This is a genomic window from Microbacterium sp. AR7-10, from assembly GCF_001878835.1.
Classification (GTDB): domain Bacteria; phylum Actinomycetota; class Actinomycetes; order Actinomycetales; family Microbacteriaceae; genus Microbacterium; species Microbacterium commune.
Map to the genome: position 1 here is coordinate 73,019 of NZ_MJIR01000045.1, position 11,436 is coordinate 84,454.

Here is an 11,436-nt window from a genome sequence, read left to right on the forward strand (position 1 = left end):
AGCGCGCGAGCGTCGCGCCGCTCAGACTGGGGGACTATGCTTGGCTCCCAGACGCGCGCCCCGGGTACGCGTCGAATGAACCACACCGCCGGCTCTCAGCGACTGGCAACCGAACTCATCGAAAGAGGAGCCACCCATGGCACTTACCCCGGATGACGTCGTCCACAAGGAGTTCCAGCACGTCCGATTCAAGGACGGCTTCGACCCCGAAGAGGTCGACGACTACCTCGACGAGATCGTCGTTGAATGGCGCAAGACCATCGAGGAGAACAACGAGCTGAAGGCCAAGCTCGCGGCGTACGAGTCCGGCGAGAACGCCCCGGCTCCCGCCGCAGCGCCGACGCCCGCTCCCGCTCAGGCCGCCGAGGGATCGCCCGTCGGCACCTCCGCTGGCATCATCGAGCTCGCCCAGCGTCTGCACGACGAGCACGTCGCCGAGGGTGAGGCCAAGCGCAAGCAGCTCATCGAGGAAGCCGAGACCGAGGTCGCACGCATCCGCACCGAGGCCGAGGCGAAGCAGCGCGAGGAAGCAGCGCGACTCGAGCGCGAGCGCAACATGCTCGAGGGTCGCATCACCGAGCTGCGCGAGTTCGAGCGCGACTACCGCGGCAAGCTCCGCGCGATGATCGAGGGGCAGCTGCGCGACCTCGACCAGAAGTCCTCGACGGACTCGACGCCCGTCTCCGCCATCGGCCTGTAGGTCACCTTTGGCAGGACGTCGTCCCCTTCGTCGGTCGGCGGCCGGCATGATCGTCGCGTCTCTCGCGGCCGTCGTGCTGGTCGCCGATCAGTCTGTGAAGCACCTCACCATCGAGAACCTGCCGAAGCATGAGGCTGTGCCCGTGCTCGGTGAGTTCCTGCAGCTCTACTACATCCGCAACTCCGGCGCCGCGTTCTCGATCGGCGCGGAGGTCACCTGGATCTTCACGATCGCCATGGCCGTCGTGGCCGGGATCATCGTCTGGAAGGCGTTCCAGGTCCACTCCCGCCTCTGGGCGGTGGTGCTCGGGTGCCTGCTCGGCGGTGTGCTGGGCAATCTCACGGATCGGCTGCTGCGCGAACCCGGATTCGCCGTGGGCCACGTCGTCGACATGATCTCGATGCCGTGGATGCTGCCCGCGATCTTCAATGTCGCCGACATCTTCATCGTCTCGGGGATGATCTCGGTCGCCCTGCTCGTCGTCTTCGGGCTGCGTCTCGACGGTACGCGCGAGCGCGATCATGCGCAGAGTGCGGATGACGCGACGCAGAACGGCCACGAGGGCGCCGCCGCGTCAGCGGAGATCTGACCGTGCAGTCCCGCAGTCTTCCCGTCCCCGACGGGCTCGACGGTCAGCGCGTCGACGCCGCCCTCGCCAAGATGCTCGGTTTCTCGCGCACCTTCGCGGCCGAGGTCGCGGAAGCGGGCGGTGTCACCCTCGACGGCGTCTCGCTCGGAAAGTCGGATCGACTGCGTGCGGGCGGCTGGCTCGATGTGAGCTGGTCGCCGAAGGAGGAGCCGAGGATCGAGCCCATCGCGGTGCCCGAGCTCGGGATCGTCCACGACGATGACGACATCGTCGTGGTCGACAAGCCGACCGGCGTCGCCGCTCATCCCTCGATCGGGTGGGAGGGGCCGACCGTGGTCGGTGCTCTCGCCGCGGCGGGATTCCGCGTCGCGACCAGCGGAGCGCCCGAACGTCAGGGGGTCGTGCACCGCCTCGACGTGGGCACGAGCGGTCTTATGGTCGTGGCGAAGACCGAGAGCGCGTACACCGTTCTCAAGCGCGCGTTCAAGGACCGCACGGTCGAGAAGATCTACCACGCTGTGGTGCAGGGGCATCCGGATCCGCTCGCGGGCACGATCGATGCGCCGATCGGCCGCCACCCCAACCACAGCTGGAAGTTCGCCGTCGTGCCGGACGGCAAGCCGTCGGTCACCCACTACGAGACGCTCGAGGCGTTCCCCGGCGCCTCCCTGCTCGAGATCCATCTCGAGACGGGCCGCACGCATCAGATCCGCGTGCACATGGCCGCGCACCGGCATCCCTGCGTCGGCGATCCGCTCTACGGCTCCGACCCGACCCTGTCGGCCAGACTCGGTCTCACCAGGCAGTGGCTGCACGCGCATCAGCTCGCCTTCACGCATCCGACGACCGGTCAGTGGGTGCGGTTCGACTCGCCTTATCCCGCGGACTTCCGTCACGCGCTCGACGTGCTGGATCCGGGTCGCGACGCGGACTGACGCGACTCGACCTCAGGCTCTGACGCGACCGCCGCGGAAGGTCGCCGGGTCGTCCTCCGCCATCGCCAGAGCGATGCTGCGCACATGCGCATGGTCGACGTCACCCATCGCCGCCAGGTCGTAGAAGCCCACCTCGGTCAGCTCCCCGTCGGCTGGGTAGGGGTCGCCCGAGACCCAGGTGCAGCGGAAGACCAGATCGAGGTAGTCGACCTGGTCTCCGTTGGCGTAGGTCACCCGCGGCATCTGCTGCACCAGCGCGAGACGGTCCACCGAGACGACGACGCCGGCCTCTTCGAGGCACTCGCGCGCGGCGGCGTCGGCCGGTTCCTCCCCGGGTTCGACGATGCCCGAGATCGCCTGCCAGGCACCGTTGTCGGCGCGCTTGCCCAGCAGCACCTTCTCGTCGCGGAAGACGATCGCGGTGGCGCCGACCAGGGGCAGTGGTGCGGTGCCGATGTGCTTCCGCAGCGCGAGGACGAATTCAGGAGTGGCCATGCCGTTCAGCGTATCGAGGGCGCGTCGACGCGGGCGTCGGAGGGGCCTCGTAGACTCGATGCATGGCCTCCGATTCCTTCGTGCACCTGCATGTCCACAGCGAGTACTCCATGCTGGACGGTGCGGCGAAGATCAACTCGATGACGCAGGCCGCGGCCGACTACGGGATGCCGGCGATCGCCGTCACCGACCACGGGAACACGTTCGCGGCGTTCGAGTTCTACAACGCCGCGAACGCCGCGGGCATCAAGCCGATCATCGGACTCGAGGCCTACGTCACCCCGGGAACGCACCGCAGCGACAAGTCGCGCGTGGCGTGGGGAACGGCCGATCAGAAGAGCGACGACGTCTCGGGATCGGGTGCGTACACGCACACCACGCTGTGGAGCGAGACCACCGCCGGGATGCACAACCTGTTCCGACTGAGCTCGCTCTCGAGCATCGAGGGCTACTACTTCAAGCCCCGCATGGACCGCGAGCTGCTGCAGACCTACGGCAAGGGCCTGATCGCGACCACGGGATGCCCGTCGGGCGAGATCCAGACGCGCCTGCGACTCGGGCAGTACGACGCGGCGCGGGCTGCGGCCGCCGAGTTCCAGGACATCTTCGGCAAGGAGAACTACTTCGCCGAGATCATGGACCACGGCCTCTCCATCGAACGTCGGGTGATCAGCGACCTGCTGCGGCTGTCGAAAGACCTGGACATCCCTCTCGTCGCGACGAACGACTCCCACTACACGCACCAGCACGAGGCGGATGCGCACGAGGCGCTGCTCTGCGTGCAGTCCGGCTCGACGATGGACGATCCGAACCGATTCAAGTTCGACGGCGACGGCTACTACATCAAGACGGCGCAGGAGATGCGCCAGATGTTCCGCGACCACCCCGAGGCGTGCGACAACACGCTGCTGATCGCTGAGCGCTGCCAGGTCGAGTTCGACACCAAGGCCAACTACATGCCCCGCTTCCCGGTGCCGGACGGCGAGACGGAGGACAGCTGGCTGGTGAAGGAGGTCGAGAAGGGCCTGCACTACCGGTACCCGAACGGCATCCCCGACAGGGTGCGCAAGCAGGCCGAGTACGAGACGGGGATCATCCTGCAGATGGGGTTCCCCGGGTACTTCCTCGTCGTCGCCGACTTCATCAACTGGGCCAAGGACCACGGCATCCGGGTCGGTCCCGGCCGTGGCTCCGGTGCCGGGTCGATGGTCGCGTACGCGATGAAGATCACCGACCTCGACCCGCTCGAGCACGGCCTCATCTTCGAGCGCTTCCTCAACCCCGACCGCGTCTCGATGCCCGACTTCGACGTCGACTTCGACGACCGGCGCCGCGGTGAGGTGATCGAGTACGTGACGCAGAAGTACGGCTCCGAGCGCGTCGCCCAGATCGTCACCTACGGCACGATCAAGTCCAAGCAGGCGCTGAAGGACGCCGGGCGCGTGCTCGGCTACCCGTTCAGCATGGGAGACCGGCTAACCAAGGCGATGCCGCCCGCGGTGATGGGCAAGGACATGCCGCTCAGCGGCATGTACGACAGCGCGCACCCGCGCTACAAGGAGGCGAGCGAGTTCCGCGCGCTGATCGACACCGACACCGACGCCAAGCGGGTCTTCGATCGCGCGCTCGGACTCGAGGGGCTGAAGAGGCAATGGGGCGTGCACGCGGCCGGCGTGATCATGTCATCGCACCCGCTGATCGACATCATCCCGATCATGAAGCGCGAGCAGGACGGTCAGATCGTCACCCAGTTCGACTACCCGTCGTGCGAGTCGCTCGGTCTGATCAAGATGGACTTCCTGGGGCTGCGCAACCTCACGATCATCTCGGACGCGCTCGACAACATCCGCATGAACAGGGGAGAGGAGCTCGATCTCGAGCACCTCGGTCTCGAGGACCGCGCCGTCTACGACCTGCTGGCCCGCGGCGACACGCTGGGCGTGTTCCAGCTCGACAGCCCGCCGCTGCGTTCGCTGATGCGGCTGATGAAGCCCGACAACTTCGCCGACATCTCGGCGCTCATCGCGCTGTACCGACCGGGACCGATGGGCGCCAACTCGCACACGAACTACGCGCTGCGCAAGAACGGTCTGCAGGAGATCACGCCCATCCACCCCGAGCTGGAAGAGCCGCTGGCCGACATCCTGCAGGAGTCTTACGGTCTGATCATCTATCAGGAGCAGGTCATGGCCATCGCGCAGAAGGTCGCCGGGTTCAGCCTCGGCCAGGCCGACATCCTGCGTCGCGCGATGGGCAAGAAGAAGAAGTCCGAACTCGACAAGCAGTACGAGGGCTTCTCCGGCGGCATGAAGGAGCGCGGCTTCGGCGAAGGAGCCGTCAAGGCGCTGTGGGACATCCTGCTGCCGTTCTCCGACTACGCCTTCAACAAAGCGCACTCCGCCGCGTACGGACTCGTGTCGTACTGGACCGCGTACCTCAAGGCGCACTACCCGGCCGAGTACATGGCGGCTCTGCTGACCAGCGTGGGCGACTCGAAGGACAAGATGGCGCTCTACCTGAACGAGTGCCGCCGCATGGGCATCCGGGTGCTGCCGCCGGACGTGTCGGAGTCGATCAACTTCTTCGCGGCCGTCGGCGAGGACATCCGCTTCGGTCTCGGCGCGGTGCGCAACGTCGGCAGCAACGTCGTCGACGGGATCGTCGCGTCCCGCAAGGACGGGCCGTTCACCTCGTTCCACGACTTCCTGGGCAAGGTGCCGCTGCATGTCTCGAACAAGCGCACCGTCGAGTCGCTGATCAAGGCGGGCGCGTTCGACTCGATGGGCGACACCCGCCGCGCGCTGATGGAGATCCACGAAGACGCCGTCGAGGCCGCCGTCGACCGCAAGCGGAACGAGGCGCAGGGCGCGATCGGCTTCGACTTCGACAGCCTCTACGACGAGATGGAGGAGGCGGCGCCCGCGAAGGTGCCCGATCGTCCAGAGTGGACGAAGAAGGACAAGCTGGCCTTCGAGCGCGAGATGCTCGGACTGTACGTCTCCGATCACCCGCTGGCAGGGCTCGAGGTCCCGCTCGCCAAGCACGCCTCGATCTCGATCAACGGACTGCTCACCTCGGAGGACCTGCAGGACGGCGACCAGGTCACCGTGGCCGGGCTCGTGACCAGCGTGCAGCACCGCGTGGCCAAGGCCAGCGGCAATCCGTACGGCATGATCACCGTCGAGGACTTCAACGGCGAGGTGACGATCATGTTCATGGGCAAGACGTACACCGAGTTCCAGCACACCCTGCAGCAGGATGCCATCCTCGCCGTGCGAGGCCGCGTCTCCCGCCGTGACGACGGGCTCAATCTGCATGCGCAGTCGGCCTTCGCGCCGGACGTCGGCTCGTTCGACGCCGCCGGCCCCCTCTCGCTGCTGGTCGCCGAGCAGCGGGCGACGGAACGGGTCATGACGGACCTGGCCGACGTGCTGCGCCGCCATGCCGGTGATACCGAGGTGCTGCTGCGCGTGCACCGCGGCAGCGCCGCGAAGGTGTTCGAGGTGCCGATGCCCGTGAAGGTGTCCGCCGACCTGTTCGGCGACCTCAAATCGCTGCTGGGCCCCGCCTGTCTGGGCTGAGCGCACGGCCTCGACGCGACGCATCGAACTCCCGGGTGCGGTGAGTAGGATCGTGACTCGCGTGGCCACCCACCACGAACGAAAGGACCCTCGATGAGCTTCGACAGTCCCGGCAGCGCCCCCGGCGACGCCTCGGCAGACGAGCCTCGCCTGCGCGCCGACGCGCGCACCGGGGCCGACATCGACCCGGACGGCATCGACCGGGATGACGACGGAGTCCTCTACGAGGACCAGGTCCAGCCGGAGTACGGCATCCTCGGCTTCACGCTGCGCGAGATCATCATCATCGGCGCCTGGCTGATCGGCTTCGTGGCCTCGTTCTTCCCGATCGGTCCGATCGGCGACACCGTGTGGACATCGGGCATCCACTGGATCCTGATGATGGGAGTGCCGACGGTGGCCGTCTTCCTCGTCGTGCTGCGCCGATTCTCACCGGACGGGATCCGCCGGGTGGGGTCTCTGGGCATCGACCAGTTCGCGTCCGTCGCGGCTGCTGTCGCCGCCGTCTCGTGGGCCCAGGTGCTCTGGCAGCAGGTCGCCGCCACCATCGAGACCGGCGTGCTGCTCATCGGCTGGGTCGCCGTGGTGGGTCAGCTGGCCACGCTCGTGCTGGTGGCCGCGACGGTGTTCGCCCCCCTGCTGCCTCGGCTGCGAGAGGACTTCCACGGCCGCCTGGAGACGCTCGCGCACCGGAACGCGAACCCCGTCCGACCCGTCATCGCGCGTCCGCGCGCGGAGCGCGAAGCCGTTCCGTCACCGCTGCCCCCGGCCGGCGCCGTCCGACCGGACGATGCTGACGGCCCCGCAGCGGCGCCGCCCGCAGCCGCCGAGCCGAGGGTGGAGACCGCACTGACGATGGTCATCCCGCACACGGCGTCGGATCCGGATGCCCTGGATCGGGCATCCGCATCCGATCACCTCTCCGCTCCGGATGCCGGGGACGCGGACTCCACGCCGACCGCGGCCGCGGCGATCGCGCAGTCTGCCCAGCCGGCGCCTGTCCAGCCGGCGGCCGTCGAGCCGGCGGCCGTCGAGCCCGCGTTTGTCGAGCCGGCGCCTGTCGAGCCGGCGCCTGTCGAGCCGGCGTCCGTCGAGCCGGAGTCGACCTCGACGTCGGAGCCGGCGGCACCCGCGCCGCAGCCCGTCGTGTCCGACCACCGAGACGACGACACCGAGGTGCTGTACAACACCGCCGCTGTCGAAGCGCTGCAGAGCATCTTCGCCGACGACACTCCCGACTCAAATCGGACGGTCGAGCACAACACCGCGCCAGACGGCGTGGCCGGCCCGGCCACGTCGGCGGTCGACGATGCGGACGAGCAGCCGCTGCGGCGCACGCGCGGCGAGCAGTCCGCCGAGCCCGACCACCTCGGTCAGCCCGAGCCGTTCTGGATCCTGGCGCCCACCGAGCGCGACGTGCTCGACGAGCGAGGCCATCCGCTGTTCCGGATCGGGCCGACGGCGTGGGCGCTCGCGATCGAGGATCGGGGCGGGGCGTTCGTCGTGCGACATGAGGACGGCCGCATCGGCTACCTCCACGACATCTTCGACATCACGAAAGGCTGAGCGCGTGCGCACGATCGATCTCCGAGGGCAGTCCCTCTCACCCTCCGACATGCTCGCGGCCGTGCCGCGTGCCACCCAGGCCCGCGCCGAGGCGCTCGAGGCCGCTGCCGCGATCGTCGAGGCCGTGCGCACCACGGGTGAGGCCGCCCTGCGTGAGCAGGCCGAGCGCTTCGACGGGGTGAGCGGTCACGCCATCCGCGTCCCCGCCGAGCACGTCGCCGAAGCCGCGGCCTCGGTGGATCCGGCGGTGCGCTCCGCCCTCGAAGCCGCCATCGACCGCGTCCGCCGTGGCTCGGCGGCGCAGATCCCCGCCTCGCAGACCACCGACATCGGGCCGGGCGCGAGGATTACCCAGCGGTGGCAGCCCGTCACCCGCGCGGGAGTGTACATCCCCGGTGGCAAGGCGCCGCTGGCATCCAGCGTCGTGATGAACGTCGTGCCCGCACAGGTCGCGGGCGTCACCTCGATCGCCCTCGCCTCCCCGCCGCAGGCCGCGCACGGCGGACGGGTGCACCCCACGATCCTCGCGGCGGCATCCCTCCTCGGCATCGACGAGATCTACGCGATCGGCGGTGCCGGCGCGATCGGCGCGCTCGCTCACGGCGTCGCCGACCTGGGACTCGACCCGGTCGATGTCGTGTCCGGGCCAGGCAACAACTACGTCGCCTCGGCGAAGCGGGTCGTCGCCGGCGTCGTCGGAACCGACTCCGAGGCCGGCGCGACCGAGATCCTCGTGGTCGCCGATGCGTCGGCGGATGCCGCCCTCATCGCGGCTGACCTGATCAGCCAGGCCGAGCACGACGAGCAGGCGTCAGCGGTGCTGGTGACGGATTCGGTCGAGCTCGCCGAGCAGGTCGCCTCAGCCGTCGCCGACCTCGCCGCGACCACCGCGCATGCCGCGCGCGTCGCCGAGGCCCTCGCCGGGCCGCAGTCGGCCATCGTGCTCGTCGACGATCGGGCGATGGCGGAGGCGTTCAGCAATGCGTACGCGCCGGAGCACCTCGAGCTGCACCTCGCAGACGCGTCCGCCGCGGCCGAGCGCTTCACGAGCGCCGGCGCCGTGTTCGTCGGCGACCAGACGCCGGTGAGTCTCGGCGATTACATGGCCGGCAGCAATCACGTGCTGCCCACCGGGGGACAGGCCCGGTACGCGGCCGGACTCGGCGCGTACACGTTCCTGCGACCGCAGCAGGTCATCGAGTACGACCACGCCGCCCTCGCCGAGGTGCGGGCCGGGGTCGTCGCCCTCGCGAACGCGGAGATCCTGCCCGCACACGGCGACGCCGTCGAGGCGCGCTTCGCCGACACCTCCCGGTGAGCCGAGAGCGAGCGAGTAGGCTGACCGATCATGCACTGCCCCTTCTGCCGGCATCCGGACTCCCGCGTCATCGACTCCCGCACCAGTGACGACGGCCTGTCGATCCGACGCCGACGACAGTGCCCGGAGTGCGGCGGACGATTCTCGACGACCGAGACGGCGAGTCTCATGGTGATCAAGCGCTCGGGCGTCATGGAGGCGTTCAGCCGGGACAAGGTGATCTCCGGGGTGCGCAAGGCGTGCCAGGGTCGGCCCGTCACCGAGGCGAACCTCGCGCTCCTCGCCCAGAAGGTCGAGGAGGCCGTGCGGCAGACGGGTGTCTCGCAGCTCGACACCAACGAGATCGGACTCGCGATCCTGGGCCCCCTGCGTGAGCTCGACGAGGTCGCGTATCTGCGCTTCGCCAGCGTGTATCAGGCCTTCGACTCGCTCGACGACTTCGAACGCGCCATCCGCGACCTGCGCGCCGACCACGATGCGTCGGAACCGGATTCCGACGACCGGTAGCCTTGGGCAGTGATGTACTCACTGCTCTTCCGCCACGTCCTCGCGCGCTTCGACCCCGAATTCGCGCACCACGCCGCGATGGCGGTCATCCGCGCGCTCGGCGTGCCGCCGTTCTCGTGGGCGGCGCGCGCGCTGACCGCCCCGCGACCGCAGCAGCAGGTGCGCGCGCTCGGTCTGGTCTTCCCGTCGCCCCTCGGCGTCGCCGCGGGGTTCGACAAGAACGCCGTCGGCGTGCGCGGTCTGGATGCCCTGGGCTTCGGGCACATCGAGATCGGCACCATCACCGCCATCCCGCAGGAGGGCAACCCGAAGCCGCGCCTGTTCCGCCTGATCCCCGACCGGGCCGTCATCAACCGGATGGGCTTCAACAACGAGGGGGCGGATGCCGCGGCACGCCGACTCGCCGCGCTGCGGCGGCGTGCTCCTCGCGCGGTCATCGGGGTGAACATCGGCAAGAGCCGGGTGGTCGCGGTCGAGGATGCGGTCGGGGACTACGTCACGTCCGCCACGCGGCTCGCGCCGCTCGCCGACTACCTCGCCGTGAACGTGTCGTCACCGAACACTCCAGGTCTGCGCGGCCTGCAGGCCGTGGAGACTCTCGCTCCGCTGCTGCGCGCGGTGAAGCAGGCGGCGGGCGAGACGCCGCTGCTCGTGAAGATCGCCCCCGACCTGCCCGACGACGAGATCGAGGCCATCGCCCGCATGGCGGTGGCGGAGGGGCTCGCCGGGATCATCGCCCACAACACGACCATCTCCCGCGACGGCCTGATCACCGACCCGGCGGTCGTCGAGGCGGCCGGGGCGGGCGGACTCTCCGGCGCGCCGCTGAAGCAGCGCTCGCTGGAGGTGCTCGCCGTGGTCCGCAGCGCCGTGCCGGCCGACTTCTGCGTGATCGCCGTCGGGGGAGTGGAGACCGCAGACGACGTGCAGCGACGACTGGACGCCGGTGCGACGCTCGTGCAGGGCTACACGGCATTCCTGTATCGCGGACCGCTGTGGGCCAGGCAGATCAACAGAGGCCTGCGTCGCTGAGCGACACAGGCCTCTGCACGACCGAGCAGCGGGTCAGTCCGGGTACTGACCGCGCGTGACCTGGGGCTTCGGAAGACGCATGAAGCGCATCTGCAGCGCCCGCATCGCCGCGTACCAGCCGAGTCCGCGTTCGCGACGCTCGAGACCGAACTTCGCGGCGGTCTTCTTCTTCACCCGCATGCTCAGCAGCACCATGTCGCCGACCGCGAGCAGCATGTAGCCCCACAGACCGACCATCGCCCACAGCTGCACCGCGGGGATCTCGACGAGGCTGAGCACGATGACCAGCAGCATCGCGGCCATCAGCCACTCGGAGATGTGCCAGCCGGCGTCCACGTAGTCACGCACCCACCGGCGCTGAGGACCGCGGTCACGTGCGGGAAGGTACTTGTCCTCGCCGTTCTCCATCCCGATGCGGGCCCGCTGGCGACGCGCCTGCAGGTCGGCCTTCGCCGCGGCACGGGCCTCCTTCGTGTTCGCGACGAGGGGACGGCGATTGGCCGCCTCGCGTTCGGCGCGGGTGGGGGTGGCGCGGCCCTTGCCCACGGCGGGCGGCTCCCGGGGGGGGGGTTCTTTTTAACATCTTCCCGCCCCCCCGACGCGGAGGAATATCGTATTTCCGCTTTTTCTTTTTAAAAAAAAAAAAAAAAAAGACATATAGAAGGTTAACTGCAGCTCGAAGTGAATAAGAATGATGTCATGTCACTGTTAGT

The 11,436-nt window shown here is 68.8% G+C and carries 10 protein-coding genes; 8 read left to right on the top strand and 2 right to left on the bottom strand.

What is annotated here, in order from left to right; translation table 11 throughout:
• Positions 1–136: 136 nt before the first annotated feature.
• Genes BFN01_RS06045 through BFN01_RS06055 form a run of 3 tightly spaced genes read left to right on the top strand, consistent with a single transcriptional unit; the run spans position 137 to position 2,224 of the window.
• Positions 137–700 (top strand): DivIVA domain-containing protein, encoded by a 564-nt coding sequence (locus BFN01_RS06045; protein WP_071642551.1) that lies wholly within the window; start codon positions 137–139, stop codon positions 698–700.
• A gap of 46 nt (positions 701–746) precedes the next feature.
• Positions 747–1,289: a signal peptidase II gene (gene lspA, locus BFN01_RS06050; protein ID WP_071642553.1), complete on the top strand. Its 543-nt coding sequence runs from the start codon at positions 747–749 to the stop codon at positions 1,287–1,289.
• A gap of 2 nt (positions 1,290–1,291) precedes the next feature.
• Entirely contained in the window at positions 1,292–2,224 is a 933-nt protein-coding gene (locus BFN01_RS06055; RefSeq protein WP_071642555.1) for an RluA family pseudouridine synthase, read from the top strand.
• Between the two features lie 12 nt (positions 2,225–2,236).
• Here the strand turns inward: BFN01_RS06055 and BFN01_RS06060 are convergent, their stop codons facing one another.
• Positions 2,237–2,719 (bottom strand): NUDIX domain-containing protein, encoded by a 483-nt coding sequence (locus BFN01_RS06060; protein ID WP_071642558.1) that lies wholly within the window; start codon positions 2,717–2,719, stop codon positions 2,237–2,239.
• Positions 2,720–2,781: 62 nt separating this feature from the next.
• On the opposite strand from BFN01_RS06060, the gene dnaE reads away from it, so the two are divergent.
• The 5 genes from dnaE to BFN01_RS06085 all read left to right on the top strand — a co-directional run bounded on the left by dnaE (position 2,782) and on the right by BFN01_RS06085 (position 10,723).
• On the top strand, positions 2,782–6,300 hold the full coding sequence (gene dnaE / locus BFN01_RS06065) for a DNA polymerase III subunit alpha (RefSeq protein WP_071642560.1): 3,519 nt from the start codon (positions 2,782–2,784) through the stop codon (positions 6,298–6,300).
• Positions 6,301–6,393: 93 nt separating this feature from the next.
• A complete protein-coding gene (locus BFN01_RS06070; protein WP_256221045.1) occupies positions 6,394–7,866 on the top strand; it encodes a hypothetical protein in 1,473 nt (490 codons plus the stop codon).
• A gap of 4 nt (positions 7,867–7,870) precedes the next feature.
• Entirely contained in the window at positions 7,871–9,184 is a 1,314-nt protein-coding gene (gene hisD, locus BFN01_RS06075) for a histidinol dehydrogenase (protein ID WP_071642562.1), read from the top strand.
• Between the two features lie 30 nt (positions 9,185–9,214).
• Positions 9,215–9,691, top strand: a complete 477-nt coding sequence (gene nrdR, locus BFN01_RS06080) for a transcriptional regulator NrdR (RefSeq protein ID WP_071642567.1) — start codon at positions 9,215–9,217, stop codon at positions 9,689–9,691.
• Positions 9,692–9,703: 12 nt separating this feature from the next.
• Positions 9,704–10,723 (top strand): quinone-dependent dihydroorotate dehydrogenase, encoded by a 1,020-nt coding sequence (locus BFN01_RS06085; RefSeq protein WP_071642569.1) that lies wholly within the window; start codon positions 9,704–9,706, stop codon positions 10,721–10,723.
• A 33-nt stretch (positions 10,724–10,756) separates the two neighbouring features.
• Here the strand turns inward: BFN01_RS06085 and BFN01_RS06090 are convergent, their stop codons facing one another.
• Positions 10,757–11,269: a DUF3043 domain-containing protein gene (locus BFN01_RS06090; protein ID WP_071642571.1), complete on the bottom strand. Its 513-nt coding sequence runs from the start codon at positions 11,267–11,269 to the stop codon at positions 10,757–10,759.
• Positions 11,270–11,436 lie beyond the last annotated feature (167 nt).

Coding starts and splice junctions, on each gene's coding strand:
- BFN01_RS06045 (WP_071642551.1), top strand. CDS start 137: ATGGCACTTACCCCGGATGACGTCGTCCACAAGGAGTTCCAGCACGTC.
- lspA (WP_071642553.1), top strand. CDS start 747: ATGATCGTCGCGTCTCTCGCGGCCGTCGTGCTGGTCGCCGATCAGTCT.
- BFN01_RS06060 (WP_071642558.1), bottom strand. CDS start 2,719: ATGGCCACTCCTGAATTCGTCCTCGCGCTGCGGAAGCACATCGGCACC.
- dnaE (WP_071642560.1), top strand. CDS start 2,782: ATGGCCTCCGATTCCTTCGTGCACCTGCATGTCCACAGCGAGTACTCC.
- BFN01_RS06070 (WP_256221045.1), top strand. CDS start 6,394: ATGAGCTTCGACAGTCCCGGCAGCGCCCCCGGCGACGCCTCGGCAGAC.
- nrdR (WP_071642567.1), top strand. CDS start 9,215: ATGCACTGCCCCTTCTGCCGGCATCCGGACTCCCGCGTCATCGACTCC.
- BFN01_RS06085 (WP_071642569.1), top strand. CDS start 9,704: ATGTACTCACTGCTCTTCCGCCACGTCCTCGCGCGCTTCGACCCCGAA.